Origin of the sequence: Xanthomonas sp. 10-10 (assembly GCF_040182365.1) — a bacterium.
In the GTDB taxonomy this organism is placed as follows: Bacteria; Pseudomonadota; Gammaproteobacteria; order Xanthomonadales; family Xanthomonadaceae; genus Xanthomonas; species Xanthomonas arboricola_F.
The window spans coordinates 774509-801452 of record NZ_CP144460.1; the positions used below are offsets into that span (position 1 = coordinate 774509).

Genomic DNA, 26944 nt, shown 5'->3' on the forward strand with positions numbered 1-26944 from the left:
TGCCAAGAGCAGCTGACAAAAAGCCTGTGCCCACCGCGAGGTGGGCGCAGGCGGTGCTCGGTGCGGCATCTACCACGCGCACTCCGATGCTGAGCGCACCGTCCACACCCACATGACCACCGTTCGCTACGTTTTCGTAGCCGCTCTAAATCATCCGCTTGCCATGCCGAGGCATGGCGTGGAGCGTTCGGCCCCTGGCATCCCCGCCACGTGCCACGCCGCGCGGACGTCAGCGCCTTCGCCCCTCGCATTGCACGGCAACATGCCTCGATACGCACCGCGCTCACGGCCCGCTTGGCACACTGCGCCGCGCCGCCTGCGCGGTCCCTGAAGGAGCCTGCCGTCATGACGATGCCCGTTCGCGCCCGTTGGCGCGCATTGCCTCGCACGCTGCGTTGGCCATTAGCGGCAGTGATCGCGCTGTATGTCGGCTACCTGCTGCTCGGCAATCTGCTGCTCAACACCCCGCTGGGGCCGGCAGCGCTCAACCGCAAGCCGGACACCTTCGCCATGCAGTGGGGCCCCGGGCTGACCTGGTGGCCGGGACGGGTGATGTTGTGGAATGTCGACCTGCACGGCCGCTCCACGCGCAACCGCTGGAACGTCAGCGCGCAGCGCATGAGCGGGCAGATACGGATGTTGCCCTTGCTGCATCGGCAACTGCTGGTGCCGGAACTGCAGGTGTACGGTGTGCGTGCCGGTCTGCAGTCGGCAACCTCCATGGCGGATGCCGTGGCCACGCCTCCCGCCGCTGCCGTGGTCGGTGCGCAGCCTGCAACCACTACGCCGGGCGCAACATCGCCTGCACCCGCAACCGATCCAAGCGAACAAGTCGCAGCGCATGCAACGCGCGCGACAGCTGCGCCTTCCACAGCACCAACAGCGGCAGCCGCAGAACGTGCGAAGCCAACAGCAACACCAACACCAACATCGTCGTCAGATCAGGCACGCGATCCGCCAGCCGCCAATACCCCTGCAAACCCAACACCTGCCACACCCGCCTGGACACTGCAGTTCGACCGCATCGAGGCCGCGCAGGTCCACGCGCTGTCGCTGCGTCAACTGCGGATCGAAGGTGACGGCCAGTTGCAGCTCGGCCTGTTCAAGCAGTTGCGTGGCGGGCCGATGGAGCTGTTTCCGTCGCACGCCGCGTTCGACAACGCGCGCGTGCACTGGGGCAAGAGCGAGGTGCTGCGCAACGGGCAGCTGCGCCTGGAAGCGAGCATTGCGCGGCATGTCCCCGACCAGGCGCGCGGGCTGGCCCTGCTGCAGCTGACCGATGCGCTGGTGGCCCTACACGGCGACACTGCGGCGCTGGACGTTACCCGCACTGCGCAGGGCCGGCACACGGTGGTCACGCGGCCGGGCAAGGGGCGCGCAGATGGCGAGTTGCGCTGGACGCGCGGTGCATTGCAACCCGGCAGCCAGCTGCACTGGCGCGCGCCCCTGCACGACAGCACGCGCACGCCTGCCGCGTTGCTGGGCGAGGTGGCGGCGCAGTTGCAGGTGGACGACAACATGCGTCTGACCGTGAGCATGCCCGAGCCTGCCGATGCGGGGCTGACACTGGACGCCGACCTGCGCGTGCAGGGCCGGCAGTTGCCGCTGACATCGCTGCGCCACCTGCTACCGCGCACCTCCGGGCATGCAAGGCTGCATTGGCAACTGGCCTCGCTCAGCTGGATTCCTGCGCTGTTTCCGGATGTCGACTGGCTCACCCTGGACGGCGATGGCCTGGTCGATGCGGACCTGCGCATTACGCGCGGCCAGCTCGGTGCAGGCAGCCGTCTACAGGTGCCGCATGTGCGCGCGCATGTCGGCGTGATGGGGCACGCCATCGACGGTCAGGCCAGTGCCGATCTGCGCGTAGACGCCGACGCAGACGGTCAGCTGCTGCCCGCGCTTGCACTGCAGATGCAGCAGTTTTCGATCGCGCACAGCGACGCGCCCACGCGTCCGTTCGTGCAAGGCCGCGATCTGCGCCTGGATCTGCAGACGCGCGCCGACGCACGCAACCTCACCACCTTGCGCGATGCCACGCGGGCGCATCTGACCTTCGCCAACGCGCGTGTGCCGGACCTGCGCGCGTACAACCGCTATCTGCCGCAACAGCAGCTGCGGTTCGATGGCGGCAGCGGTGTGCTCAGCGGCGATCTGCAGATCGAACCCGGCGGGCGTATCGGCAAGGGCGGCTTGCGTATCGGTGCGCGCGCGGCGCGCCTGCAGTTCGCAGGGCTCGCGTTGCGCGGCAACGTGGATGCCGATCTGCGTCTGCAACGTGGCGATCTGCGCGCAGAAAACTTTCGCCTCGACGCAAGCACGGTGCAGCTGCGCAATGTGGGTTTCACCGGTCCGGACGGCCAACGCCGCGATGGCTGGTGGGCGCGCATCGTGCTGGACGACACCCGTATGCAGTGGCGTCAGCCGATCGGCGTGGATGGGCGCGTGCGCATCCAGGTGCGCGACCTGGCGTTCCTGATGGCGCTGTACGCGCGCGATCGCTCCATTCCCGACTGGATGCTGCGCCTGGTGGATGCAGGGCAGGCGCAGGTGACCGGCCGTGTGCAGTGGCAGGGCAACACCGTCATCGTCGATCGACTGCAGGCAAGCAACGAGCGTTTTCAGATCGATGCGCGATTGCGCCTGCAGGGCACGCAGCGCAGCGGCAGCCTGCTCGCACGCTGGGGTGTCTTGAGTGCGGCGATCGGCCTGCGCAACGACAGCCCTGAGTGGCACCTGCGGCGCGCGCCGGAGTGGTATCGGGCGCAGCCGGACCTGATCCGCTGAGCGCCGTCCACGCCAGCGCTGCGTGAAGAAAACTGGACCAGTTCTGTACCGTCTGGTGTTGTTTTGCAGTGCAGCGTGCAAGTCGGATTCGGGGCGCGCACTATGCTCCTGCATCCCGACGTGGGGGAGGGAGCAAAGCCCGCTGGCAGTTCGCTGCAAGCGGGCTTTTTTATCGCCTGACGTTTGGCCGGTCAAGCATGTGCAGCCCCGCAAACCCGTGGATTTATGCCAGTTCCAGCAGCCACAGCGCGCTGCCGCCGGTGATGAACAGGCGCTGGTGATCCTGGTCGAAGCTGCAATTGGATGCGGTATGCGGGGTCGGCACCAGCCCCAGCAGGCGGCCCTCCGGATCGAAGACGCACACGCCGGCGCCGGAACTGCTCCATAGCCAGCCTTGCCGGTCTACGCACAGGCCATCTGGCAGGCCCTCGGGCACCACTGCAAAGCGGCGTGGATCGTGCAGTGCACCATCGCGCCAGTCCATTGCAATGATCTCCTGCTCGCCAGAGCCGGTTTCCGGGGTTTGCGACACGTACAGCACGCGTTCGTCGGGCGAAAACGCCAGCCCATTGGGGTGATCCAGCCGGGCCATGCAATGCAGCGCGCCACCATCGGGCGGCAGCCGGTAGAGGCCGTGATGGCCCAGCTCCTGCGGGCCGGGGCAGCCCTGGCTGGGCTTGAGCAGGCCAAACGGTGGGTCGGTGAACCAGATCGCGCCATCGCGCGCGACGATCAGATCGTTCGGCGAATTCAGCCGCTTGCCCTGGAAGCGGCCGACCAGTAGATGCGCCCGTCCATCCGCATCGCTGCGGGTGATCGCGCGGCGGCCATGCTCGCAATGCACCAGCCGCTGTTGCGCATCCACCGCATTGCCGTTGGTAAAGGCCGTGGCGTCCAGCAACACGTCCACTGCGCCGTCCTCGCGCCACCCGAGCACGCGGCGGCCCACCACGTCGCTCCACACCAGCGTGCGCTGCGCCTCCCACCACACCGGGCCTTCGCTCCAGGTCGCCTGGTCGTACAGCGTGTGCAGGCGCGCGTTGCCCAGCCGCGCGGCCAGGGCGGGGTGCTGCGTCGCCGGCGGTGCGCACCGGGTTGGCTGCGGCGGGCCGGGCGGCCGCACGCGGCAATGGCTGTGCATCAACGCGGCGCCTCGTGACCGAACGGATGCGCCACCGCCGCGCCGGGTGACTGCGCAAACTGCACCAGCATCTGAAAGCACGGCGCATCGCCGAGCTGGCCGGAACGGTGACCACGCGCATCGGTGGTGCCCTGGTCCTGGCCGAAATGGATATCGCCAGGGCCCATTTCCACCCGCGTGCCGTCGCCGGTTTCGATGAACCAGCGGCCACGCAGCGGAATCACCCACTGCGGATGCGGGCTCTCGTGCCAGTCGCCGACCCAGCCCACCGGCAGCACCGCAAACTGGATGCCAAGCACCTCACCCGGGAACGGCCGCAGCCACTGTGGCGCTGCACCGCCACCCACGCTCTTGCTGCCGAAACCCGGCAACTGCGAAGGAGTGAGCTGGCTGACGCCATCCGGCCCGGTCCACAGGTGCAGGAACGGCAGGCTGGGTGGCAACGCCAGATCGGTGCCGTCGTTGTTCAACGCAACCTGGGATGGCAGCAGTGCGGCGGGCAGCAGCGTGGGTGACATGGCGGAGCCTCGTGCGAAAACCGCAGTGCAGCACGGCCATCGTCAGGGCTCCGTCAGCGGGATGTTCAACGCTTGGAAATCGCGCGCCTGTTGCAACGGACACGCAATATGCGCCGCCTGTCGGTTTGCCTGCTCACGGTGGATTGAAAGTCCGCTGACGATCGACAGCCTGCAGTCCTCGTGCCGACCTGTTGGCGCTTGCCCGAGTGCGTCGGGTGCATCGCCAGCATCAGCGTGCTGCGCTTCAACTTCGACGCCGGGCTGGGCCTGCGCTGCGGCCTGCGGTCCGGTGCCCAGACACGGCGTCGTCCCGATCGCGGCTGCGATCGACGCTGTGGCGTACAGCCACTCGCGGGGCCTGGCGTGCATCGCGCATCGTACAAACGGGAGCAGCAGCCTGCGGTTGTCGGGAGATCGGGCGCGCCTACATGCCACTGTCGTGGCGGGATGCCAGAATCGGCGCATGTCGCTACCCATTTCCTCCGCTTCTCCTGCGCTCACCGCTCTGATCGAGCGGGCCGTGGCGCGTGTCCGCCAGGCCGTCCCGGCCGAGCAACCCTGGCCTGGCGGCGATCTTGCGTCAGCGCTCGAACAGGTGGCGCTGGTCAGCGACTTCGCGCTGGAAACCCTGGCGCGTCAGCCCGCCTTGCTGCAGCACCTGGCCCAGGCCGATCCGCCGCCGCTGCCGGTACCGACGCTGGACCCGGCGCAGCCGCAGGCCTGGGCGGCGCAGTTACGGCGCTACCGCGCCGCCGAATCCACCCGCCTGGTGTGGCGCGACGTGCTGGGGCTGGACAGCGTGGACGACACGCTTGCCGGTGCGACCCGGTTGGCGGAAACCTGCCTGCAATGCGCACTGCAGGCGCTGGAGCAGCAGTTCGACAGCCGCCACGGGCAGGTGATGGCCGACGACGGCAGCGTGCAGCGGCTGGTGGTGTTCGGGCTGGGCAAACTCGGCGGCGGCGAGCTGAATTTCTCCTCGGATGTGGATCTGGTCTATGCCTACCCGCAGGGCGGGCAGTCCGACGACGCGCGCCCGCTGGCGGCCGAGGAATATTTCGCGCGCCTGGGCCAGCAACTGGCCAAGCTGCTCGACGAGACCACTGCCGACGGGTTCAGTCACCGCGTGGATCTGCGCCTGCGGCCATTCGGCACCGCCGGCCGCGTGGCGTTGTCGTTCACCGGCATGGACCAGTACTTCCAGCGCGAGGGCCGCGATTGGGAGCGCTATGCCTGGCTCAAGGCGCGCGCGGTGGCAGGCGACATCGCCGCCGGCGAGGCGTGGCTGGAGACGCTGCGGCCGTTCGTCTACCGGCGCTACCTGGATTTCACCGCACTGGACGGCCTGCGCGAAATGAAGGCCGCCATCACTGCCGAAGTGGCGCGGCACGACCGGCTGGACGACATCAAGCGCGGGCCCGGCGGCATTCGCGAGATCGAGTTTCTTGCGCAATCGCTGCAACTGATCCGCGCCGGACGCGAGCCCGCGCTGCGCGAACGACGCCTGTTGCCCGCGTTGCAGGCGCTGGTGGCCGCAGGCCAGATCGAAGCGGACAACGGTGCGGCCTTGACCGAGGCGTATCGCTTCTTGCGGCGTCTGGAAAACCGCCTGCAGATGCTGCGCGATGCCCAGACCCATGCCTTGCCGCAGGCGCCGCTGGACCGCGAGCGGATTGCGTTGGGCCTGGGCCATGCGGACTGGCCGGCGCTGCTGGACGCGCTGGCCCCGCATCGCAGCTGGGTGGCGGCGGAATTTGCCGAGTTGCTGGCGCCGCGCGTGCGTGCCAGCGCGCCGGATGCGCTGGCCGATTACTGGCGCGCATTGCCCGAGGGCGATGCGGCGCCGTTGCGGGGCATCGGCTTGCACGATCCCGGCAACGCGCATCAGGTGCTGAGCGATTTTGCGCAGTCGTCCGGCGTGCGTGCGCTGTCGGACACCGCGCGTGCGCGGCTGGATCGGGTGATGCCGGCGCTGCTGCACGCGGCCACGCGCGCCAGCCAGCCCGATGCGGCCGTGCGACGCATGCTGGGCCTGTTGCAGGCCACCTTGCGTCGCACCAGCTATCTGGCGCTGCTGGACGAACAACCCAGCGCGCTCGCGCGCCTGGTCGATGTGCTTTCGCGCAGCGCGCTGCTGGCCGAGCGCCTGGCCGCGTACCCGCTGCTGCTGGACGAGCTGCTCGACACCCGCATCAGCGGGCCATTGCCGGATCGCGCGGCCCTGCAGGCGGCGTGTGCCGACACGCTGCAGATCGACGATACCGAGGCGGCCCTGCGCGAACTCAACGAACGCCGGCTGGCGCTGAGCTTCCGCATCGCGCTGGCTACGCTCGACGGCCGCCAGCTTGCGGTGGACAGCACCCGGCAACTGGCCTGGCTTGCCGAGGCGGTGGTGCAGACCGTCCTGCAGCTGGCGCGCGTGGAGCTGGTTGCCGCGCACGGGCAGGTGCCCGGCGGCACGTTCGCCATCATCGGCTACGGCAGCCTGGGTGGGTTGGAACTGGGCTTCGGCTCGGATCTGGACCTGGTGTTTCTCTACGATCATCCGCGCGCGGTGGAAAGCTCGGACGGCAAACGGCCGTTGGAGGCCGGGCGCTGGTTCGCACGCTTTGCGCAGAAGGTGATGGCGTTGCTCGCGGCCGAAACCGGCGCCGGCCGCCTGTACGACATCGATGTGCGGCTGCGCCCGGATGGCGGCAAGGGGGCGCTGGTGTCGTCGCTGGCCAGCTACCGCGAGTATCAGCGCGAGCGCGCGTGGACCTGGGAGCATCAGGCGCTGGTGCGCGCACGCGCGGTCGCGGGCGACGCGTCGTTGTGCGAGGCCTTTACACAGGTGCGTCGCCAGACGCTGGCGCGCGTGCGCGACACTGCGCTGCTGCACGAAGACGTGCGCAAGATGCGCGCACGCATGCGCGCCGAACTCGATCGCAGCGATGCCGGCCGGCTGGATCTCAAGCAGGGCGCCGGCGGCCTGGTGGATCTGGAATTCCTGCTGCAGGCCGGTGTGCTGGGCCAGGCGGCGCAGCATCCGCCGCTGCTGCAGGTCTGCGACACGCCGGCCTTGATCGATGCACTGGTGCAGGCGCAGTGGCTGCCCGGCACTGCCGCGCAAACGCTGCACGACGCACATGCCACGCTGGTGGAGGCCGGGCTGGCCTGCACGCTGGACCGGCGCCCGCGCCTGATCACGCCTACCGCCGCCATCCAGCAGGCCACCGGCAGCATCTTCGCGATCGCGCAGGCGCAAGGCCTGGCGTTCCCGCGCGGCAGGGACGAACCGCGTGCGTGAGGCATTGCATGATGTGTGCAGGTGATGGCAGCACGCCATGCGCAGCGCAGCGGCGAGCCGGTTGTGATCGGCCGCGTCAGTGCGGTGGCGATGCCGCAGCCGCAGGCTGCGCACGCGCGATGGTCGCGGTGAAGCCGGCCGAGCGTGTCAGCGCCTGCGGGTTGGACACGATCCGCCCCAGGCGCACCAGATCGCGCGATGGCGTATAGCCGCGGTAGAACACCGCCAGGTTGCCCCACGGCGCGTAATACATCAGGTCGCCCACCTGCGCCGGGCCGGCAGGGCCAACGGCACTCAGATCGAGTTTATTCGGCAGGTAGCTGATCTTCTCGCTGGCATGGAAGTCTTCGAAAGACACGGTCATCGGCAGCCGCGCCAGCAGGTCGCGCGTGGCCGAGTGATCGACCAGTTCGGCTTCGACGACTTCGTTGCCGATGGTGAGGGTGATACGCATCGCGCGCTCCGGTGTCGGTGGGGCGGTCGCCGCCGTTGGCGTTGCAGCCGGGCAGGCGGCGACCAGGACGGCGCACCCCAGCACCAGGGTGCGCAGGCAGGCGCTGGAGCGAAGGATCGGCATCGGCGCTGTCCTCGTGGATTACTGCAGGTGGTCGCGGAAGAACGCGGTGAGCGTGTCGAATGGAATCAGATCCACGCGGTCGTACAGGTCCACATGTCCTGCGCCCGGCACGATCACCAGTTGCCTGGGTTGGCCGGCCAGACGGTAGGCCTCTTCGCTGAACTCGCGCGAATGCGCTTTCTCGCCGGTAATGAACAGCATCGCGCGCGGCGAAATGCTCTCGATGTCGTTGAACGGGTAGAAGTTCATGAACTTGACGTTGCTGGTCAGCGTCGGGCGGGTGGTGTGTTCGGGCGACTGACCCTTGGGCGTGTACCGTCCGCGCGGTGTCCGATAGAAATCGTAGAACTCGCGCTCGATCGGCGTGGACTGCGGCGTCAGCGCCAGGACCGTGCCGCCGGTGTACTCCACCGGCCCGCCGCTGAATTCGGCAGTGCGTTGTTTGGCGGCCGCAGCGATGATCTGCTTGCGCTGCGCCAGGCTGAGCCCGTGACGCAGGCCATTGCGGTTGGCCGCGCCCATGTCGTACATGCTCACCGTTGCGATCGCGCGCATGCGCGGGTCGATCTTGGCCGCGCTGATCACGAAGCTGCCGCTGCCGCAGATACCCAGCGCGCCGATCTGCTCGCGATCGACAAACGCCTGCGTTTCCAGGAAATCCACCGCCGCGCTGAAGTCTTCCGCATAGATGTCCGGCGACACCGCATTGCGCGGCTGCCCCTCGCTTTCGCCCCAGAACGACAGGTCCAGCGACAGCGTCACAAAGCCCTGCTCGGCAAGTTTGGTGGCGTAGAGATTGGCGCTTTGTTCCTTGACCGCCCCCATCGGATGCCCGACCACAACGGCCGGATGCCGCTTGCTGGTGTCCAGACCCTTGGGCACGAACAGGTTGCCGGCCACGGTCATCCGGTACTGATTCTTGAAAGTGACCTTTTGCATGGTCACCGCATTGCTGGTGTAGAAATTATCGGCACCGCTGGACATGTCTGCTCCTGGCGTTGGGAATGAAACGAGCAAGAGCACCACAAGGAGGATGCGCAGTTGCATGGTGTGGCTCTCATGAAGGTGCACGCCGCCCGCACCTGTGTGCCTTTGCGGTTGCATTTGCCGGTGGATGAAGGGATTAGGTGTGCGGCGAACGGGCGACGCCGTGCGGGCACCGGCAGCGCTGCGGCATTGGCCATTGCGATGTTGCCGACGACCGCGCTGCATCACCGTGTGCAAGCGGTCCGCCGCGATGTCTGCATGGTCACGCCACTGGTTGTCTACTGCGCGCTTTGCGTACCCACCTGCTGCCGCGGTGGTGCGCCTTGCGGTGGCCCAATGTAGGTCAGGCGCTGCGCCAGAGCATTACTGCCACGCGCATGCCTTCATGCGGGTGTTTCATGAGTCGTGTGAGGTGCCGCGCACACCGCGACGTGACGCGGCCTGGCCGCCATGCAGGCGGTGTGCGCCGACGGCGTACCGATGGCGCCGACCGATCGTCTGCAGCGCACAGGCCTGTGTGTGCAACGCTGCGATGACCCAACGGTGATTCAGTTGTTCGCCCGAGGTGCGCTACGCCACAGCAACGCGCGGAACGGCCCGAGCAGGAACACGCCCATGCCCAGCTTCACCGCCAGATCGCCTGCAGCCCAGCTCAGCCACGGCAGCGATGCACCGGCAAAGGCGATGCTCCAGAAAAGCGCGGTATCCAGCGTGGCGCTGCAGGTGGTGGCCACGATGGGCGCGCGCCACCAGCTGCCGTTGCGCAGCCGGTCGAACACGGTGATATCCAGCAGCTGCGCCGCGATGAAGGCCGTGCACGAGGCCGCCGCAATGCGCGGCGTCGCCAACCAGATCGACAACACCACCGCCAGTGCGAACCCGCACCAGGCCACCGTGCGCGCCGCACGCGGGCCAAAGCGGCGATTGATCAGGTTGCTGACCAAAAACGCCAATGGATACGAGAACGCGCCCCAGGTCAGCCAGTCGTTGATCGGGTACTGCACCAGGATGTTGGACAGCAGCACCACCGCGCCCATCGCCAGCACCGCCCAACTCAGTGCGCGGGCGGTAAGTGGAGCAAACGGGGCAGGGGGTGCGGAGGACATGGCAGCGATACGGTGCAAACAGAGCGGAGGGCGCGGGTGTCGCTGGCGATCGGCAACGCGCGCAGGTCGCTAGTGTACGAGCGCGATAGATGGATGCGAGCGCCGGAGGTGCAGGTGGTTGGGGCAAGCGCACAAGCGGGCCCGGTGCGATGGCGTGGGTTGCCCGTCGCCGCAGGCCAATGGCGCGATCGGCCGTAATCGTGATGCTGCGACCAGGGCGGCGTTACGGTGCCTTGGTTGCGTCGCCCCGGCGGCTCACTGAACTCACCAGACGCGACTGCTGCTGTTGACCACTGCATCGCCGGTCGGCAGGAAGGCCTGGGCCTGGCCCTGCGGCGCATGCACGGTCCAGCCACTGCCGGCGGGGCTGGGCTGGAACGTCACCACCTCGCCGACGCGGAAGCCTGCGGCGGGGTCGTCCTGGCGTGCCGGCCATTGCAGTACCGCAGTGGTTTCGGCCTGTTGCGGATCCTGCAGGCGCACCTGGCGTGCGCCTTCGGGCAGGGTATCGACGGCCTCCACGCGCATTGCCGGCAGCTTGTGCGCGCGTGTCTCGCGACGTGACTCGGCCAATGCGTTATAAGCTGCAACCGGTGGGGCAAAGACCGATCCCACCACAGCGGACGCGGCCAGCACCGGCGTGGCCAACGCCAGCGCAGAATAGAACTCGGATTTTTCACCGGGTGTGGTCGCTTCGCCGGCGTGCGCGCAGGGCACGGCCAGGGCAGCGAACAGGCATGCTCCCGCAGCGAGACAGGAACGGGCGTGCATCATGGCGTTTCTCCAGCTGTGTCGACGACGCGAGCAATAGACAGTTCCTGCAGGACGGCGTCGCGTTGATGCAGGAAGTCGAAGATTGATTCGACCGTGACCACCGAATAATCGCCGGACACCCGCTCACCGGCGGGGTGGTCCGAGGTTGCGGCATTGGCGGCGACGAAGCGCGCGCCCAGGCGCTGGCGCAGATCCAGATGCAGGATGCTGGGGTGGTAGCGCGCGGCACGCAACCAGGCTTGCGCCTTGCGGCGGTCGTCAATCAGTTCCGGCGGTTGCGCTTGCGCCGCCAACGCGACCGCCAGCACTTCCAGCACCCATTGGTTGGAATTCTGATATTCGGTGGAGAACGGATACGCCACGATGCTGTAGCGCGTTTCATGCAGCCGGTGGGCGATGTTGCCGCTGCCGCTCAGCAGATCGTGCAGCCGTTGCTGCACTGCGCGGGTCGGGATGCCTACGCGCAGGTCGCTGCTCAATGCGCTTTCGCCGACAAAATTGCTCAGGCCTTCCACATACAGCCGGGACGCGTCGCTCTTGCAGCGATTGAGCAGGTGCCGCACGCGCCACAGACCATCCTCGTCGCGCAGCGCAAATGCCAGGTGGCTATGTTTGAGGCCATAACGGCTCAGGTCCTGGCCGCCGCGCGCCAACAGCACGACCTGCGCATCGGGCAATGCATCCAGCGCCTGCGCGGTGTCGCTGGCCATGTCGAACATCGCAGCGGTGGCCTGCGGCGTGGGGTAGCGCGGCACGCATGCAGGCGTTGCGGCTGCGGCCAACGGCAAGGCGGCCAGCAGTGCCAGCGTGACCGCCCGTCCGATGGCATGTTTGCTCCTGGGTGGCTTCATCGATCGCAACATCCTTGTGTCGGGCGCCATCGTCGGGCGCGTGATTCACGGCGACAGGCGCGCGCGCACCTGCAGGGCGATGCGCTCGGTTTCGCGCACCGGCAGGATATCGGCCGCGGCACCTAAAACTTCATCGCCTGCACGCAGCCGCTGACGGTGCCGCAGCGCCTGCACATGGCGGCCGACGCGCCCGCTGGCGCGGTCGCCGAATGCGGCCGTCACCGGCACGCGCGTGGCGCAGGCCTCCGACAACAGGTTGACCGAGTCGGCAGTCGCCACGATGGCATCGGCCCACCCCAGCAGGCCGGCGTAGGGATTGGGGCCGTCGCGTTCGTCGCACCACAGCAGGTGTGGCACGCCGTTGCAGGCCGTCCGCAGTGGGGCGATTGCGTCCGCTGGCGTGCGCCGCGAGACGGTGACCAGCAGGCTGCCGCCGAGCGCGCGCAGTTGCGCGCGCAACTGCGTGCACAGCGCGGCCAGATCCTGCGCTGTCCATGGCACCTGCGTGGTGGGTCCGCCGACCAGCAGCGCCAGCCGTGGGCCGGGCAGGCGGCCCAGAGCCGGGAACGCGGCACGCCCGTCCGCCAGCCAGGCATCGTCCACCGGGTGCAGGCTGCCGAGCAGGGTGAGCACGTTCTCGCCCCGCAACGCATCGTGCTCGGGCACGATCAGCAGGTCCCAGTGGCGGGCATCCAGGCGTGGGTCCAGGATCTGCACGCTACGGCTGCCGCGGACGCGCAGCAGCCGGGTGGCCAGCGCCGCCTGGCGGCCGCAACCGATGGCCAGGGCGGGCGGCTGCTGCAGTTGCCGGGCGAATGCGGCACCGAAAGCAGCCTGCGCGCCGGGCAGCACACGCGGCGCCGCCCAACGCCAGGGCGGCTGAGGGTGCAGATGGATTGGCTGGAAGACCCCCGGGCGCAATGCCCGCGCCAGTGCCTCGGCCTGGCGTGCATTGCCGGCGCGGCCGTCGCTCAGCGCCCAGGTCACCGCCATCGTTTCAGATCCGACATAGATTTGTTTCAGATTGAACGCGTGTGGCGGCAATCGCACCACTCTACACTGCGGGTCTTCACACTGGTGCCGGCGCCACAGCTTACCGTCGCGCCATCCCTTATTCTGGAGTGCTCATGTCCGATTCGCTCAATGCTGCCGCACTGGATCAGCTGTTCCGTACCGCCCGCACCCAAAACGCCTTTCTCGACAAGCCGGTCAGCCAGGCGCAGTTGCGCGAGCTTTACGACCTGTTGAAGTGGGGCCCGACGGCGGCCAACGGTTCGCCGGGGCGGTTCGTGTTCGTGACCACGGCGCAGGGCAAGCAGAAGCTCAAGCCGGCGCTGTCCGAAGGCAATGCGGCCAAGACGCTGGCCGCGCCGGTCACGGTGATCGTGGCGCACGACGAAGACTTCCACGAAAAGCTGCCGTACCTGTTCCCGCATGCCGATGCCAAGAGCTGGTTCGACGGTGCGCGCGAGATGCGCGTGAGTGGCGCATTCCGTAACGGCTCGCTGCAGGGCGCCTATCTGATCCTGGCCGCGCGCGCGCTGGGCCTGGATGCCGGCCCGATGTCGGGTTTCGACAATGCCAAGGTGGATGAAGCGTTCTTCGCCGGCACGCCGATCAAGTCCAACTTCCTGATCAATCTTGGCTACGGCGACCCGGCCGGGCTGTTCCCGCGCTCGCCGCGCCTGAGCTTCGATGAAGCGGCGCGCTTTGAGTAATGCTCTGCAGTGAGCAACGCCGCGTGTGGCGTCGCCGCTGCGACATCACTGCCTCGGCGTGTCTGCCTGCGCTCATGGCAGGTCGTCATGGTTGCCGCCCGATACCGATCGCTCCATGTAGTGCTGTATTGCTGTGTGTCGTCGATCAAGCGATTGCGCCCATCCACCAGTGAGCGCGGCCGATGCCAGGAGGCGGCCGATGCCATGTGTCCACTGCGCATTCCGGGCCAGCCGTCCTTCGCCTTCTGACCACTGCCGTGCAAGATAGGTTTGCCGTTCTACAGTTTCCTGCAGTCCTCGTCCGTCTGCGTCCGTTCCATCCGCGTTGATCCAATGCGGTCCCTCATCTCAAGGAGTTTCAATGAAGACCACCCACAAACTGCTGCTGCCGCTCGCCCTGACCCTGGCCATCGCCGCCTGCTCCAAGCCGGCCGATAACGCCGCCACGCCGGCCGCCGAAACCCCGGCCGCCACTGCGCCGGCTGATGCCGCTGCCACCACTCCGGCCCCGGCTGCGACGCCTGCCGCCTCGACCGCTCCGGCCGTGGAAGTGGCCTCCGGCACCTACACCCTGGATCCGAGCCACACCGACGTGATCGCGCAGTGGAGCCACTTCGGCTTCTCCAACCCGAGCGCGCATTTCGGCAATGTCGACGGCACCCTGGTGTACGACGCGGCCGACGTGACCAAGTCCACCGTGCAGGTCACCCTGCCGCTGTCCGGCTTGAACAGCTTCACCGCCAAGTTCGACGAGCACCTGAAGAGCGGCGACTTCTTCGATGCGGCCAAGTTCCCGACCGCCACCTTCAAGAGCACCAAGGTCGAAGCGGCTGGCACCAACAAGCTGACCGTCACCGGTGACCTGACCATCAAGGATCAGACCAAGCCGGTCGTGCTGGACGTCACCCTCAACGGTGCCGGCGAGCACCCGATGAAGAAGGTGCCGGCGGCCGGTTTCGATGCCACCACCACGATCAAGCGCAGCGACTTCGGCGTCGGCCAGTACGCCCCGAACGTCAGCGACGAGGTCAAGATCCGCATCACCACCGAGGCCCTGCAGGCCAAGGCCGGCGACGCTGCTGCGAAGTAATCAAGCAATAGCTCACATTAGGGCCCGCCATTGGCGGGCCCTAACTTTTTCGAGAAAATTTCAAGCAGCTAAACCCTTGAGAGCATCATCCCTGATCAGGCGGCTTGCTCGATTGGAAGTAGATATATCTGAACGCGGTGATCGCTGAAGGTCGCGGTCGTGTTTCCCGCAATATTCATTTCTGCAAGCGTCCTTCCATTTGCATCTGCCAGCACCAGTGCGTAGATGTCACCAAATAGGTGGTCCGTACGGATGATGGAGGCTTTGACGCGGTATTTTCTATTGTCGGGTAGAATCAGGACTGGCGAGATTTCGCCTGGGCTTAGCTGAAGGTCGATTTCCCTTCCGCTCAGATCACCTCGAACCTTCACTTCTAATATCTGTTTCCTCGGCGTTGCCTGTTGAAGGGCGGTGGTGTTTGCTCGCTGAGCCGAGTAAGCAGCGATAGGCGAGGCTGCCAAAAGCGCGATGGCAACTGCTCCCATCAAAAAACGGCGAAGTTCATCTGTCTTCATATCTTTCATGGGAAGCCTCTCGATTGAGCAGGTCCATCCGGTGATAGTGCACCGATCAGATAAAGATTTAGAAATCCTTGAGTTTGCGTTCTAACAAGCGAATTTATGGGTGTCAATAGTTGCTGTGTTCGCTTGTTCAACGTCGTCATCCGAACGTAAGTCTGCACTGATGATGATCGGGTCATCCGGCGTTCGTTGTACCTCATGCCACTTTCTATGCGTGTTCGTACGTATCAAGCCCTCACTTCATGGCCGGATCCTTTGGAACAGCCTGAGCCGGTGACGACTGCGTATCGATGCATTATCGATATTGCGACCTGTCGCCGAGGAATAGTATGCAGCGTGCGAGGTGTCATCCGTGTTGCATGAGCGCATAGCAAGTCCGGGCTGACCTCTGCAGTTAACTTTAGATCAGACGATCGATACCGTCGGTGTCTCTTTCATGAAGCTCAGGCGTCTGGCTCGTCAAGCATCGCTTCAAGCCTACAGTGTTTGTTGTTGGGTGCTCGGCTCATGTTAATGAGCATCTGGGACACCTTATAATCGAATTTATCTTCGCAATGGATGCCTCCTGATGCTTGGTTGCATCGATTTCAAACGAGATAGCCAATTGATCTGGAAAGTATTGCGGCGCGGGCTGTGTCGTAGGTACGCGCTTCTTATTGACGATGCGTTCGGCTCGAGGTGATGCAGCAAACCCAGGTGCAGGACCGTTTCCAGTCATCACTGATGTGCATGCGCCTTACCGCGCTTTGAACGCGCTGGTACGGCAGAAGTAACAGCACAGACCGTCTCGCAAGCCAGCCCAGTGGTCTTACAGGTCGAGGTTTCCGACTCCGAAGGTTGGGCATTCGTCAGATGCGACGTAGTTTGTTCGCCACTCTCCACTGATCGGCAGAGGCAGGAGTGCTTGACCTCACTCCGCAGCCAGATGCGCTTTCCAGTACCCCTTTGCGCGGATCGATTCCTTGTCCACGCCCAGGTGCTCTTCCACGAACTTGCGCATTGCCCGCGCACGCATCGATTCGGCGCCGATCCAGTAAAAGGTGTCGCCGTCGTGTGGCTCGTAATCGCGCAGGCTGTCTTCCAGCAAGGTGCTGCTGGCGGCATCGAAGCCATTACGCTCCAGCCAGTACACGTCCACATCGGCGGCGCTGATCAGCTCCTGCCGCTCGTCGGCATCGGCCACTTCGATAAAGACGTCTGCGTGCAGGTCGGCGGGCATCGATTCCAGCCAGCGGCCGATTGCCGGCAGCGCGGTCTCGTCGCCGATCAGCACGTAATGGTCGTAGTCGTCGGCCACCAGGAACGAGCCGCGCGGGCCGCCGATCGCCAGCGCGTCGCCGGGTCGGGCGTGTGCGGCCCAAGTGGATGCCACGCCATCGCCATGCAGCACGAAATCGATGCTCAGCTCGCCGCTCTGTGGATCGAAGGCGCGCGGCGTGTAGTCGCGCCCGGGCGAGGGCAGTGCGCCTTCGGCATAGCGCGGCCCTTCCGCGGTCATGGTCGGCAGCACGAAGGCGCCATCGGCATTGGGGAAGAACAGTTTGACGTGATCGTCCGGCGCTTCGCTTTGAAAGCCGGCCAGCTCGCTGCCGCGGAAGACGATGCGGCGCATCTGCGGAGTGATCGACTCGCAACGGATCACCTGCACGTCGCGTAGGCGCGTGTCGCGACGAACTTGGGTATTGGTGTGTGCAGCCATGGTGGTGCGATTCCTGATGGTGTCGCGCTCACAGGCGCGGCGTTGGTGGGGGAGGCGGATGCGATGGCGTGCGACACGGCACCCAGTGGCGATCGACTGGCGTCGATGCTTCAACACTCAGCGTGCGTCCTGCTCCATGCCGTCGGCGGCGGCGTTGAGCAGTGCGGCAATCCGTTCGGTTTCGGCCTCGCTCCACTGCCCGTGCCGTGCGAACAGGCCGTGCTTGATGCGGTGAATCGCCTCGCGGATGGGTGGGGGTGTCTGTGCCTTGATCAGCTCGCGGGCGCGGCGATGGGTGCGCGCCAGTGCGGCATCCAGGGCATCGCGCTGATCGGCGGCATGGCTGCGGCCCGTGTCGGTGATCCGATACCGCTTGCGGCCCTGCTCCAGATCGGTGTGCACCCAACCGCCGGCTTCCAGCTGCGCCAGCGCCGGGTAGATCGCGCCGGCGCTGGGCGTGTACAGCCCTTTGAACAGCGCCGCGATCTGCCGCATCAGCTCGTAGCCGTGTCGTGGGTGCTGTTCGATCAAGGCCAGCAGCAGCAGGCGCAGATCGCCATGCCCCAGCGGACGGGTGCGCGCACCGCCGCGCCCGGAGGCGTGTCCATCTGACGCATCCAGATCGGCCAAGACCTTGTGGTGGCGGGGAGTCATGTTCATTCGATATATCGAAGCACGCGAAAACGATATATCGAAGTGGCGGCGCCCGCAAGCGTCTGGCTGTCGCATTGCTGACTGGCTGTCGTCACGTCCTTCGCCGATGCTGCAACGCGTCTAGACACGATCGAGCTCCATAATTACGATGTAATTACTTCGACATTACGGGCTCGGCCCGGTGAGGCATCGCGATGAGTCGACAGTGGGACACCCAGGCCGAAAGCCGGCGCAAGCGCTTGCAGCGTGCCGCCGCGCTGGCGCCGCAAGGCCGCGTGGTTGCCGCCAACGATGTGGTGGCGCTGCTGGAGGCGGTGATCGAGCCCGGCGACCGGGTGTGCCTGGAGGGCAACAACCAGAAGCAGGCCGATTTCCTGGCGCGCTGCCTGACCGAGGTGGATCCCACGCGCGTGCACGACCTGCACATGGTGCAGTCGGTGCTGTCGCTAGCCGCGCATCTGGACGTGTTCGAGCGCGGCATCGCCAAACGCCTGGATTTTTCGTTCTCCGGCCCGCAGGCCGCACGTCTGGCCGGCCTGGTCAGCGAAGGCCGCATCGAGATCGGTGCCATCCACACCTATTTGGAATTGTTCGGCCGCTATTTCATCGACCTGACCCCACGCATCGCGCTGATCACCGCGCAGGCCGCCGACCGCCACGGCAATCTCTACACCGGCCCCAATACCGAAGACACGCCGGTGATTGTGGAAGCCACCGCATTCAAGGGCGGTATCGTGATCGCGCAGGTCAACGAAATTCTCGACACCTTGCCGCGCGTGGATATTCCGGCCGATTGGGTCGACTTCGTGACCGAAGCGCCCAAGCCCAATTACATCGAACCCCTGTTTACCCGCGACCCGGCGTTGATCTCGGAGATCCAGGTGCTGATGGCGATGATGGCGATCAAGGGCATCTACGCCGAGTACGGCGTGGACCGGCTCAATCACGGCATCGGCTTCGACACCGCAGCAATCGAACTGCTGCTGCCCACCTACGCGCAATCGCTGGGATTGAAAGGCAAGATCTGTCGCCACTGGGCACTGAATCCGCATCCGGCGCTGATCCCGGCGATCGAATCGGGCTTCGTCGAATCGGTGCATTCGTTCGGCTCCGAGCTGGGCATGGAAAACTACATCGCCGCCCGCCCGGATGTGTTCTTTACCGGCGCCGACGGCAGCATGCGGTCCAACCGTGCGCTATCGCAGACGGCCGGTTTGTATGCCTGCGACATGTTCATCGGGTCTACGCTGCAGATCGATCTGCAGGGCAATAGCTCCACTGCCACGCGCGACCGCATCGCCGGCTTCGGCGGCGCGCCCAACATGGGCTCGGATGCGCGCGGCCGCCGGCATGCCAGCGCTGCCTGGCTCAAGGCCGGACGCGAAGCCGCACGGCCGGGCGAGATGCCGCGCGGGCGCAAGCTGGTGGTGCAGATGGTGGAAACCTTCCGCGAACACATGGCGCCGGCCTTCGTCGACAGGCTCGATGCCTGGGAGCTGGCCGAACGCGCCAACATGCCGCTGCCGCCGGTGATGATCTACGGCGATGATGTCAGCCATGTGCTGACCGAAGAAGGCATCGCCAACCTGTTGTTGTGCCGCACGCCGGAAGAACGCGAGCAGGCGATTCGCGGTGTGTCCGGCTATACCGCCGTGGGCCTGGGGCGCGACAAGCGCATGGTCGAAAACCTGCGCGATCGCGGCGTCATCAAGCGGGCCGAAGATCTGGGCATCCGTCCGCGCGATGCCACCCGCGATCTGCTCGCCGCGCGCACGGTCAAGGATCTGGTGCGCTGGTCGGGGGGGTTGTACGACCCGCCGAAACGTTTCCGCAATTGGTAAGGGCTCAGCATGGAAACCCTGCGATATCGCTTTGACGGCCAGCACGGTGCACGCACCGGTCTGGAGCATGCGCTGGTCGGCGTGGTCGCCTCCGGCAACCTGGAAGTGCTGGTCGAGCGGGTGCCGCTGGACGGTGCGATGGAGATTGAAATCCTGACCGCCGCACGCGGTTTCGGCACGATCTGGCAAGCGGTGCTGGGCGACTTCGCCGCACGCCATCCGCTGCGCGATGTGCGCATCAGCATCAACGATGTCGGCGCCACACCGGCGGTGGTGAGCCTGCGTCTGGAGCAGGCGATCGATGTGCTGCAGGGAGCCGCCGCATGAGCCGCCGCCTTCCAGCACGCACCCGCCACCTCGTAGGAGCGCACCCGGGCGCGACGGGCCTTCCCGGTAATGCCGCGGTCGCGCCCAGGTGCGCTCCTACGCCTGTTGTCGGGAGATTCTTATGAGCACCACCATCCCCATGCCCGAGCGCAGCTACGACGAACCGGCACACCGCAGCGATCCCGTAGGAGCGCACCCGGGCGCGACGGGCGTTCCCGGTAACGCCGCGGTCGCGCCCAGGTGCGCTCCTACGCATGTTGTCGGGAGACCCTTATGAGCACCACCATCCCCATGGCCGAGCGCAGCTATTACGAAGCCGATGCCCGCGAGCGTATCGACGGGCTGCTGGACGCCGGCAGCTTTCGCGAATTCGTCGGCCCGCGTCGGCGCCTGGTCAGCCCGCATCTGGCGCAGCTCGACGTGCCGGGGGCCTTCGACGACGGCATCGTGGTGGGCGAGGGCAGCCTGCGTGGCCGCGCGGTGCTGATCGCTGCGCAGCAGGGCGCCTTCATGGGCGGTGGCGTCGGCGAGGTGCATGGCGCCAAGCTCACCGGCCTGCTCGAACGCGCGGCAGCCACGCATCCGGCAGCGGTGCTGTTGTTGCTCGACACCGGTGGCGTGCGTCTGCATGAAGCCAATGCCGGCCTGATCGCGATTTCCGAAGTCATGCGCGCCGTGCTGGGCGCGCGCGCGGCCGGCGTGCCGGTGTTGGCACTGATCGGTAGCGGCAATGGCGCGTTCGGCGGCATGGGCATCGTGGTGCGCTGCTGCAGCACGGTGATCATGTCCGAAGAAGGCCGCCTGTCGCTGTCCGGCCCGGACGTGATCGAAACCGTGCGCGGCGTGGAAGAGTTCGACGCGCGCGACCGCGCCCTGGTCTGGCGCGTGACCGGTGGCAAACACCGCTATCTGCTGGGCGAGGCGCAGGTGTTTGTGGCCGACCGCATCGCGGCGTTTGCCGATGCCGCGGCCAGCACCTTGGACACACTTGCAGAGCCCGACGGCGATGCAGCGCTGCACGCCCTGGAGCAGGCACATCAGCAACTGTCTGCGCGCATCGATGCGTATGGCGATTGCCGCGACGGCCTGGACATCTGGGCGCGCCAGGGCATCGCCGATCCGCAGCGGCTGCCGCTGCTGGACACCGACGCCTTCCTGGCGGCCACTGCAGATCGGAGCACACCATGGAACTGAGCCAACTGCTCGACCAGCTGTTTCCGCTAGGCCACGCCATCGCGCGCAACCACGATGTGCTTACCGGCAGCGCCGCCACCGCCACCGGCGAGGTCACGGTGATCGGCACCGCCAACAGGCTGGAAGTGGGCGTGGACCACGCGCTGGCCCTGGCTGCCACCGTATTGGCCAGCACCCGTGCGCATCCGCAGCGGCCGATCGTGATGCTGGCCGATACCGCCGGGCAACGCCTGGCACGTCGCGATGAATTGCTGGGCATCAACGGCTATTTTGCGCATCTGGCGCGTGCGCTGGACCTGGCACGCCGGCGCGGCGCGCGGCTTGTCACGCTGGTCTATGGCGAAGCGGTGAGCGGCGGCTTCCTGTCGTTCGGTTTGATGGCCGATCAGATCCATGCATTGCCGGATGCGCAGGTGCGCGTGATGGATCTGCGTGCGATGTCCCGTGTCACCAAGCAATCGGTGGACACCTTGCAGGCGCTGAGCAAGAGCTCGCCGGTGTTTGCGCCGGGCGTGGAGAACTATGTGCGCATGGGCGCGGTGGACTCGCTGTGGGGCGGCGATCTGGCACAGGCGCTGCTCGGCGCATTGGCCGCTCCCGTCGATGGCGACCAGCGTCGCGCACTGGGCGCGCAGCGCGGCGGCCGCACCCTGGCGCGCGATGTCGCTGCCGCCGTGGCAGCGGGCGAGGCCTGAGCATGGCGCCGCGCCACGCCCTGGTGTGGTTGCGCGACGATGCGCAGTGGCAGGCGCACACGCCTGGCGCGCAGCCGCGCTTGCAGCGCTGGTTTGCCGCAGGCCTGCCGGCGGTGGTGGCCCGTGGCGACGGGACCGAAGCGCCGGGCAGCCTGCGCCTGGGCGTGCCGTTGCCGCCCGCCGAGGGCAAGCAACGTCTGGCATTGCAGGCCAGCGTCGTGGAAATCGCACGCTGCAGCCCACCGTTGTCGTTGGATGCGGTGATCGCCCACGCACCCGGCGCGCTGCAGCCCGCGTTGCAGGCGTTGCAAGCGCACGCGCAGGCTGACGCACTGCATCCGCGCGTGTTTGGCAGTTTTGCGTGGCAGGCGTTGACGGGCTTGACGTATGTGCATGTGCAATCGGATCTGGATCTGTTGTGGTCCATCGAGACGCCCGGGCAGGCGCAGGCAGTGGTTGCGTTGTTGCAGCGCTGGGAACACCGCCACGGCGTGCGCGCCGATGGCGAGTTGCTGCTCCCCGGCGACATCGCAGTGAACTGGCGCGAGTACGCCGGCAATGCACAGCAGGTGCTGGTGAAATCCGGCAACGGCTGCCGCATGTTGGCGCGGACTGCGTTGTTTCAATGGAGGACCGCGGCATGAGCGCACACGCTCGCGATATACGCCGTGTCGACGTGCCTGCCGCGCCGCGCGGCCTTGCGCACCGGCTCGGCCGGCTTGCCGTTGGCGCACTGCACGCGGAACTGGCCTGCGCGCCCAAGCCCGGGCTGGTGACGCCGTTCGATAGTGGCAGCCATGCCGACATGGATGCCGCAACCTTCCTGCGCAGCCTGTTCGCCTTGCGTGGCTATTTTGTCGCCATCGCGCAGGCCGGCAGCGACAACGCTCCCTTCGCACGCCTGCGCGATCTGGGCATCGCGGCCGAGGCGGCGATGCTGCGCGCCACCGGCGGCATCAATACCCACCGCGGCGCGATCTTCAGCCTCGGCCTGCTTACCGCACAGGCCGCACGCCTGCGCGTGGCGCACGGCCACCGGCCATCTGCCGAGGCGGTCTGCAACGGTGTGCAGGTGTGGAGCGCGGCGTTGCGCGCGGCGCCGCTGGATTCGCACAGCAATGGCCAGCGCGTGCGTGCGCAGTACCAGGTTGGCGGCGTCCGCGAACAGGCCGCAGCGGGCTACCCGCTACTGCGCGAGATCGCGCTGCCGCATCTGCGCGCCGCGTTGGACAGCGGCGCCACACAGGACGCTGCGCTTGCGCAGACCTTGATGCAGCTGGTTGCGCACGTCGACGACCTCAATCTGCTGCATCGTGGCGGCACAGACGGTCTGGCATATGCCAAGGCGCAGGCGCGCAGTTTTCTCGCTGACGGCGGTATCGCGCAACCGGGTTGGCGCGATCGGCTGTCGTCGATGGGCAGACACTTCGTGGCGCGTCGTCTCAGCCCCGGCGGCAGTGCGGACCTGCTGGCGTGTGCGTGGTTCCTGCATCGTCAGGAGACGGTATGAGCAGTTGCCTGCCCTTCGCCGCCGCACAAGCGCGCTTGTGCACGCTGCACGCTTTCGCGTCATGTCGCACAGATGCCGCCGCTTGCTTGCACCACGCGCCGGGCAACATTGCCGGCAGCGCACGTGCGCGTCGCCATCGCGGTCGTGTGACAGCATGCACGTGGCGCACAGCATGACTCTGGCCATCCTCTGCCCGGGCCAGGGTGGCCAGCACGCCGACATGTTCGCGCGGATTGCCGATGCGCCCGCCGCCGCCGCGGTGTTCGCTGCAGCAGGTCAGGTGCTTGGCGGCGCGCCGCAAACCCTTGCCGCAGATCCTGGCCGCTACGCCAATGCCGTCGCCCAGCCGCTGGTGTGCGCAGGCACCCTGGCGCAGTGGCAGGTGCTGCGCGCGCATCTGCCGACACCGCTGCTGGTGCTGGGTTACAGCGTCGGCGAGCTGGCTGCGCACGCAGTGGCCGGCAGCATCGATATCCAGACCTGTCTGCAGCTCGCGGCCACTCGCGCGCGCGCGATGGATGCGGCCAGCCCCGACGATGCCGGGTTGATGGCCGTGACAGGCCTGTCGCTGCCCACGCTGGATTCCCTATGCAAGACGCATGGTGCAGCAGTGGCCATCATCAACGGCGACGACCACGCCGTGCTTGGTGGGCCGCGCGCCGCCTTGCGGGCGCTGGGCGACGACGCGCAGGCGCGCGGCGCACGCGCCAGCGTGCTGCCGGTCAGCGTGCCTGCGCATACGCCATGGCTACACGCCGCGGCCGATGCCTTCGCCACAGCGTTGACCAAGGCGGCGATTCGCGCGCCGACGGTGCGCGTACTGGCCGGCATCGACGCACGCGCTGTCGCCACGCCGCCGCAGGTGATCGACAGCCTGGCCGCGCAGATCGCGCAGACCGTGCGCTGGCACGACGTGCTGGTGCAGGCCGCCGAACGCGGTGCGCGAGTGTTTCTCGAACTCGGCCCCGGCAGCGCGCTGGCGCGCATGGCGCGCGAGATCCTGCCGGGCTGCCAAGCGCGGTCGGTCGACGATTTCCATAGCACCCAAGGCGTTGTGGAGTGGGTCAATGCCGCATGCGAACGCGCGGCATGACCACCAGGCAGGTGTCGTACACGGCGTGACCCTTGGATGGCGGGTGGCCATCCGTGCTGTACGCGTATCAGGTGTCTGGGAGGGCGCATGACCCCGCAAATTGCAACGATTCTTGGCTTGGTACTCATGTTCATCGTGGCCACCGCATTGCCCATCAACATGGGTGCAGTGGCCTTCGCGCTGGCGTTCATCGTCGGTGGCGTGTGGGTGGGGCTGGATGGCAAGGAAGTGCTGGCCGGCTTTCCCGGCGACCTGTTCCTGACCCTGGTCGGCATCACCTATCTGTTCGCCATCGCGCAGAAGAACGGCACGATCGATCTATTGGTGCATTGGGCGGTGCGCGCGGTGCGCGGGCGCATCGTGGCGATCCCGTGGGTGATGTTCGTCATCACCGGCCTGCTCACCGCCTTCGGTGCGCTGGGGCCGGCGGCCGTGGCCATCATCGGCCCGGTGGCGTTGCGCTTTGCCAAGCAGTACCGCATCAATCCGCTGATGATGGGCCTGCTGGTGATCCATGGCGCGCAGGGCGGCGGCTTTTCGCCGATCAGCGTGTACGGCGGCATCACCAACAAGGTGGTCGAAAAAGCCGGGCTGGACGTCACCGAGATGGCGGTATTCCTCACCAGCCTGGGTTTCAATCTGATGATGGCGATCATCTGCTTCTGCGCCTTCGGCGGGCTCAAGCTGATGCGTCGGCAGGAAGTGTCGCTGGCCGATGCGCAGTATGTGCCGGTCAGTGGCGATCAGGCATCGCAGCGTCGCTTTGCCATCGAAGGCCACGGCGCGCTGGTGGCGGCCGGCGGCGGCACCTTGTCCACCGACCCGCTGGCGCTGGAGGCGGTGTCCATCACCCGCGATCGCGTGATCACGCTGGTCGGCCTGCTGGGTCTGGGCGTGGCGGCGCTGGTCTACAACCTCAACGTCGGCCTGGTGTCGATCACCGTGGCCGTGGCGTTGGCATTGATCTCGCCGAATGCGCAGAAGGGCGCAGTGGATGGCATCAGCTGGTCCACGGTGCTGCTGATCAGCGGCGTGGTCACCTATGTGGCGGTGCTGGAAAAGGCCGGCGCGGTGGACTACATCGGCACCGGCGTGTCGCATATCGGCATGCCGTTGTTGGGCGCGTTGCTGGTGTGCTACGTGGGCGGCATCGTGTCCGCGTTCGCCTCGTCGGCGGCGGTGCTCGGCGCCACCATTCCGCTGGCCGTGCCGTTCCTGATGCAGGGCCAGCTGGGTGCGGCCGGGGTGATCTGCGCGCTTGCGGTGTCGTCCACCATCGTCGATGTCAGCCCGTTTTCCACCAATGGCGCGCTGGTGGTGGCTTCGGCGGCCAAGGAAGAGCGCGACGGGCTGTTCCGCCGGTTTCTGGTCTATAGCGGGCTGGTGGTGTTGTTGGGGCCGCTGGCGGCGTGGCTGCTGTTCGTGGTGCCGGGTTGGCTGTGAGATTGCCGCCGGTGGGCAGGGTCGGCGGGCGCGCCCGTAGAATGGGCGCCCCCGATCCGCTGCCGACGACCTGCCCGCCATGACCCTCGCCCCTGATTCGCGCAACGCCAAGAAGCGCGTACCGCTGTACGAGGAAGTGGCCGAGCGCCTGCGCCAGAAGATCTACGACTACGCGCTGCCGCCGGGCGAATGGATCGACGAGCCGGCACTGGCCGAAGAACTGGGCATCAGCCGTACGCCGCTGCGCGAAAGTCTCAAGCTGCTCGCGGCCGAGGGCCTGGTGCAACTGGATGCAGGCCGCGGCAGCCGGGTCACGCGGCTGACGCTGGAAGATCTCAATCAGTTGTTCCCGGTGATGGCGATGCTGGAAGGCCGCTGCGCGCATGACGCGGTCAAGCGCCTGGATGCGGCCGGTGTGCAGCGTCTGGAACAGCTGCATGCAGCGATGGAGGCGGCTGCCGCTTCAGGCGATCTGGCCGAGTATTACCGCAACAACTATCTGATCCACGAGACCGTGCAGCAGTACGCAGGCAATCCGTGGTTGATCCGGGTCACCCACGATCTGCATCGCATCTTGAAGATGCACCGTGGCCGGCAGTTGCTGACGCCGGGGCGGATGGCGCAGTCGCTGGCCGAGCACCGGCAGTTGATGGACTGCGTGCGACGCGGCGATGCCGAAGGGGCCGAGCGCACCATGCACGGACATCTGTTGAGCCAGGGCCAGGCGCTGGCGGCCTACGTGGCGGCGGGCGGGATGTTGAACGTGCCGGCGCCATTGCCGCGGTCGGGCGGGGTGTAGACATCCGCGCGTAGTTTCGGAAGGTCATGCGGCGCACGTCGCAGTGTTCAAGGGTGTCCCTCCGTGCCACGCGCAGCACGCGCGGCACGGCGCCAAACTCGCTGAGTGCAGTTCCTTCTCCCTCCGGGAGAAGGTGCCCGAAGGGCGGATGAAGGCGCGGTTACCAGGGATTTCCAACGGATGCACCTGTTGGCCCTGCGGGAATTTCAAGCGCAGCGTTCAAGCGTCAGTGCTTAAACCACAACGCCAAAGCTACAGCGCTTAAGCAACGGCAAAGTGAAAGGCTTCCGCACCCTTCAGGCGGGTGACTCTTGAACAACAGCAAGAACA

Annotated in this window: 25 protein-coding genes; 13 read left to right on the forward strand and 12 right to left on the reverse strand. The window is 66.8% G+C overall.

Translation table 11 applies throughout. The features are described from left to right. Positions 1-345: 345 nt before the first annotated feature. Complete coding sequence (locus VZ068_RS03305; protein ID WP_349656890.1) at positions 346-2787, forward strand: hypothetical protein; 2442 nt, start codon at positions 346-348, stop codon at positions 2785-2787. Positions 2788-3010: 223 nt separating this feature from the next. Here VZ068_RS03305 and VZ068_RS03310 read toward each other — a convergent pair whose 3' ends face one another. The 3 genes from VZ068_RS03310 to VZ068_RS03320 are packed head-to-tail and all read right to left on the reverse strand — an operon-like array spanning position 3011 to position 4815. Beyond that, positions 3011-3928: an SMP-30/gluconolactonase/LRE family protein gene (locus tag VZ068_RS03310; protein ID WP_349656891.1), complete on the reverse strand. Its 918-nt coding sequence runs from the start codon at positions 3926-3928 to the stop codon at positions 3011-3013. Continuing rightward, positions 3928-4446, reverse strand: a complete 519-nt coding sequence (locus VZ068_RS03315) for a hypothetical protein (protein ID WP_259155662.1) — start codon at positions 4444-4446, stop codon at positions 3928-3930. The genes VZ068_RS03310 and VZ068_RS03315 overlap by 1 nt, the downstream gene beginning before the upstream one ends. Before the next feature lie 42 nt (positions 4447-4488). Beyond that, positions 4489-4815 (reverse strand): hypothetical protein, encoded by a 327-nt coding sequence (locus tag VZ068_RS03320; RefSeq protein ID WP_349656892.1) that lies wholly within the window; start codon positions 4813-4815, stop codon positions 4489-4491. A gap of 94 nt (positions 4816-4909) precedes the next feature. Between VZ068_RS03320 and glnE the strand changes: the two genes are divergently transcribed. Then, on the forward strand, positions 4910-7735 hold the full coding sequence (gene glnE / locus VZ068_RS03325; RefSeq protein WP_349656893.1) for a bifunctional [glutamate--ammonia ligase]-adenylyl-L-tyrosine phosphorylase/[glutamate--ammonia-ligase] adenylyltransferase: 2826 nt from the start codon (positions 4910-4912) through the stop codon (positions 7733-7735). 76 nt (positions 7736-7811) lie between these two features. Here glnE and VZ068_RS03330 read toward each other — a convergent pair whose 3' ends face one another. The 6 genes from VZ068_RS03330 to VZ068_RS03355 form a co-directional block, all read right to left on the reverse strand. Continuing rightward, positions 7812-8312: a cyclophilin-like fold protein gene (locus VZ068_RS03330; RefSeq protein WP_349656894.1), complete on the reverse strand. Its 501-nt coding sequence runs from the start codon at positions 8310-8312 to the stop codon at positions 7812-7814. An 18-nt stretch (positions 8313-8330) separates the two neighbouring features. Then, positions 8331-9359 carry an alpha/beta hydrolase gene (locus VZ068_RS03335; RefSeq protein ID WP_349656895.1) on the reverse strand — a complete coding sequence of 343 codons (1029 nt, stop codon included), beginning with the start codon at positions 9357-9359 and terminating at the stop codon, positions 8331-8333. A 488-nt stretch (positions 9360-9847) separates the two neighbouring features. After that, on the reverse strand, positions 9848-10405 hold the full coding sequence (locus VZ068_RS03340) for a VUT family protein (RefSeq protein ID WP_349656896.1): 558 nt from the start codon (positions 10403-10405) through the stop codon (positions 9848-9850). 264 nt (positions 10406-10669) lie between these two features. Beyond that, positions 10670-11179, reverse strand: coding sequence for a hypothetical protein (locus VZ068_RS03345; RefSeq protein WP_349656897.1), 510 nt, complete (start codon positions 11177-11179; stop codon positions 10670-10672). Continuing rightward, positions 11176-12030: a DUF2145 domain-containing protein gene (locus tag VZ068_RS03350; protein WP_349656898.1), complete on the reverse strand. Its 855-nt coding sequence runs from the start codon at positions 12028-12030 to the stop codon at positions 11176-11178. The genes VZ068_RS03345 and VZ068_RS03350 overlap by 4 nt, the downstream gene beginning before the upstream one ends. A gap of 45 nt (positions 12031-12075) precedes the next feature. After that, entirely contained in the window at positions 12076-13023 is a 948-nt protein-coding gene (locus VZ068_RS03355) for a mitochondrial fission ELM1 family protein (RefSeq protein WP_349656899.1), read from the reverse strand. Positions 13024-13157: 134 nt separating this feature from the next. Between VZ068_RS03355 and VZ068_RS03360 the strand changes: the two genes are divergently transcribed. Then, entirely contained in the window at positions 13158-13748 is a 591-nt protein-coding gene (locus VZ068_RS03360; protein WP_259167475.1) for a malonic semialdehyde reductase, read from the forward strand. 361 nt (positions 13749-14109) lie between these two features. Continuing rightward, on the forward strand, positions 14110-14838 hold the full coding sequence (locus VZ068_RS03365) for a YceI family protein (protein WP_259155638.1): 729 nt from the start codon (positions 14110-14112) through the stop codon (positions 14836-14838). A 95-nt stretch (positions 14839-14933) separates the two neighbouring features. On the opposite strand, the gene VZ068_RS03370 is transcribed toward VZ068_RS03365, so the two are convergent. From VZ068_RS03370 to VZ068_RS03380, 3 genes are all read right to left on the reverse strand, one after another. After that, positions 14934-15362 (reverse strand): hypothetical protein, encoded by a 429-nt coding sequence (locus tag VZ068_RS03370; protein ID WP_349656900.1) that lies wholly within the window; start codon positions 15360-15362, stop codon positions 14934-14936. Between the two features lie 907 nt (positions 15363-16269). Next, complete coding sequence (locus VZ068_RS03375) at positions 16270-17058, reverse strand: siderophore-interacting protein (RefSeq protein WP_349656901.1); 789 nt, start codon at positions 17056-17058, stop codon at positions 16270-16272. Positions 17059-17175: 117 nt separating this feature from the next. Continuing rightward, positions 17176-17712, reverse strand: coding sequence for a PadR family transcriptional regulator (locus tag VZ068_RS03380; RefSeq protein ID WP_349657633.1), 537 nt, complete (start codon positions 17710-17712; stop codon positions 17176-17178). Positions 17713-17906: 194 nt separating this feature from the next. Here VZ068_RS03380 and mdcA point away from each other — a divergent pair, with 194 nt between their 5' ends. The 9 genes from mdcA (at position 17907) to VZ068_RS03425 (ending at position 26614) form a co-directional block, all read left to right on the forward strand. Continuing rightward, a complete protein-coding gene (gene mdcA, locus VZ068_RS03385; RefSeq protein ID WP_349656902.1) occupies positions 17907-19553 on the forward strand; it encodes a malonate decarboxylase subunit alpha in 1647 nt (548 codons plus the stop codon). A gap of 9 nt (positions 19554-19562) precedes the next feature. Beyond that, positions 19563-19880, forward strand: a complete 318-nt coding sequence (gene mdcC, locus VZ068_RS03390; protein WP_259155612.1) for a malonate decarboxylase acyl carrier protein — start codon at positions 19563-19565, stop codon at positions 19878-19880. A 291-nt stretch (positions 19881-20171) separates the two neighbouring features. Next, the gene (locus VZ068_RS03395) at positions 20172-21074 is read left to right on the forward strand and encodes a biotin-independent malonate decarboxylase subunit beta (protein WP_349657634.1); all 903 of its coding nucleotides are present in this window, start codon (positions 20172-20174) and stop codon (positions 21072-21074) included. Then, complete coding sequence (gene mdcE / locus VZ068_RS03400; protein WP_349656903.1) at positions 21065-21769, forward strand: biotin-independent malonate decarboxylase subunit gamma; 705 nt, start codon at positions 21065-21067, stop codon at positions 21767-21769. Before VZ068_RS03395 ends, mdcE begins: the two co-directional genes overlap by 10 nt. A 2-nt stretch (positions 21770-21771) precedes the next feature. Further along, positions 21772-22413 (forward strand): malonate decarboxylase holo-[acyl-carrier-protein] synthase, encoded by a 642-nt coding sequence (gene mdcG, locus VZ068_RS03405; RefSeq protein ID WP_349656904.1) that lies wholly within the window; start codon positions 21772-21774, stop codon positions 22411-22413. Continuing rightward, positions 22410-23279, forward strand: coding sequence for a triphosphoribosyl-dephospho-CoA synthase MdcB (gene mdcB / locus VZ068_RS03410; protein WP_349656905.1), 870 nt, complete (start codon positions 22410-22412; stop codon positions 23277-23279). Before mdcG ends, mdcB begins: the two co-directional genes overlap by 4 nt. A 172-nt stretch (positions 23280-23451) precedes the next feature. Continuing rightward, positions 23452-24372 carry a malonate decarboxylase subunit epsilon gene (mdcH, locus tag VZ068_RS03415; protein ID WP_349656906.1) on the forward strand — a complete coding sequence of 307 codons (921 nt, stop codon included), beginning with the start codon at positions 23452-23454 and terminating at the stop codon, positions 24370-24372. An 87-nt stretch (positions 24373-24459) separates the two neighbouring features. Beyond that, complete coding sequence (locus VZ068_RS03420; protein ID WP_259155591.1) at positions 24460-25815, forward strand: SLC13 family permease; 1356 nt, start codon at positions 24460-24462, stop codon at positions 25813-25815. A gap of 79 nt (positions 25816-25894) precedes the next feature. Continuing rightward, on the forward strand, positions 25895-26614 hold the full coding sequence (locus tag VZ068_RS03425) for a GntR family transcriptional regulator (protein ID WP_349656907.1): 720 nt from the start codon (positions 25895-25897) through the stop codon (positions 26612-26614). Positions 26615-26944 lie beyond the last annotated feature (330 nt).

Excerpts from the sequence above, each read along its gene's own strand:
- VZ068_RS03305 (WP_349656890.1), top strand. The coding sequence starts at position 346 with ATGACGATGCCCGTTCGCGCCCGTTGGCGCGCATTGCCTCGCACGCTG.
- VZ068_RS03310 (WP_349656891.1), bottom strand. The coding sequence starts at position 3,928 with ATGCACAGCCATTGCCGCGTGCGGCCGCCCGGCCCGCCGCAGCCAACC.
- VZ068_RS03315 (WP_259155662.1), bottom strand. The coding sequence starts at position 4,446 with ATGTCACCCACGCTGCTGCCCGCCGCACTGCTGCCATCCCAGGTTGCG.
- VZ068_RS03320 (WP_349656892.1), bottom strand. The coding sequence starts at position 4,815 with ATGCACGCCAGGCCCCGCGAGTGGCTGTACGCCACAGCGTCGATCGCA.
- glnE (WP_349656893.1), top strand. The coding sequence starts at position 4,910 with ATGTCGCTACCCATTTCCTCCGCTTCTCCTGCGCTCACCGCTCTGATC.
- VZ068_RS03330 (WP_349656894.1), bottom strand. The coding sequence starts at position 8,312 with ATGCCGATCCTTCGCTCCAGCGCCTGCCTGCGCACCCTGGTGCTGGGG.
- VZ068_RS03335 (WP_349656895.1), bottom strand. The coding sequence starts at position 9,359 with ATGCAACTGCGCATCCTCCTTGTGGTGCTCTTGCTCGTTTCATTCCCA.
- VZ068_RS03340 (WP_349656896.1), bottom strand. The coding sequence starts at position 10,405 with ATGTCCTCCGCACCCCCTGCCCCGTTTGCTCCACTTACCGCCCGCGCA.
- VZ068_RS03345 (WP_349656897.1), bottom strand. The coding sequence starts at position 11,179 with ATGATGCACGCCCGTTCCTGTCTCGCTGCGGGAGCATGCCTGTTCGCT.
- VZ068_RS03350 (WP_349656898.1), bottom strand. The coding sequence starts at position 12,030 with ATGAAGCCACCCAGGAGCAAACATGCCATCGGACGGGCGGTCACGCTG.
- VZ068_RS03355 (WP_349656899.1), bottom strand. The coding sequence starts at position 13,023 with ATGGCGGTGACCTGGGCGCTGAGCGACGGCCGCGCCGGCAATGCACGC.
- VZ068_RS03360 (WP_259167475.1), top strand. The coding sequence starts at position 13,158 with ATGTCCGATTCGCTCAATGCTGCCGCACTGGATCAGCTGTTCCGTACC.
- VZ068_RS03365 (WP_259155638.1), top strand. The coding sequence starts at position 14,110 with ATGAAGACCACCCACAAACTGCTGCTGCCGCTCGCCCTGACCCTGGCC.
- VZ068_RS03370 (WP_349656900.1), bottom strand. The coding sequence starts at position 15,362 with ATGAAAGATATGAAGACAGATGAACTTCGCCGTTTTTTGATGGGAGCA.
- VZ068_RS03375 (WP_349656901.1), bottom strand. The coding sequence starts at position 17,058 with ATGGCTGCACACACCAATACCCAAGTTCGTCGCGACACGCGCCTACGC.
- VZ068_RS03380 (WP_349657633.1), bottom strand. The coding sequence starts at position 17,712 with ATGACTCCCCGCCACCACAAGGTCTTGGCCGATCTGGATGCGTCAGAT.
- mdcA (WP_349656902.1), top strand. The coding sequence starts at position 17,907 with ATGAGTCGACAGTGGGACACCCAGGCCGAAAGCCGGCGCAAGCGCTTG.
- mdcC (WP_259155612.1), top strand. The coding sequence starts at position 19,563 with ATGGAAACCCTGCGATATCGCTTTGACGGCCAGCACGGTGCACGCACC.
- VZ068_RS03395 (WP_349657634.1), top strand. The coding sequence starts at position 20,172 with ATGGCCGAGCGCAGCTATTACGAAGCCGATGCCCGCGAGCGTATCGAC.
- mdcE (WP_349656903.1), top strand. The coding sequence starts at position 21,065 with ATGGAACTGAGCCAACTGCTCGACCAGCTGTTTCCGCTAGGCCACGCC.
- mdcG (WP_349656904.1), top strand. The coding sequence starts at position 21,772 with ATGGCGCCGCGCCACGCCCTGGTGTGGTTGCGCGACGATGCGCAGTGG.
- mdcB (WP_349656905.1), top strand. The coding sequence starts at position 22,410 with ATGAGCGCACACGCTCGCGATATACGCCGTGTCGACGTGCCTGCCGCG.
- mdcH (WP_349656906.1), top strand. The coding sequence starts at position 23,452 with ATGACTCTGGCCATCCTCTGCCCGGGCCAGGGTGGCCAGCACGCCGAC.
- VZ068_RS03420 (WP_259155591.1), top strand. The coding sequence starts at position 24,460 with ATGACCCCGCAAATTGCAACGATTCTTGGCTTGGTACTCATGTTCATC.
- VZ068_RS03425 (WP_349656907.1), top strand. The coding sequence starts at position 25,895 with ATGACCCTCGCCCCTGATTCGCGCAACGCCAAGAAGCGCGTACCGCTG.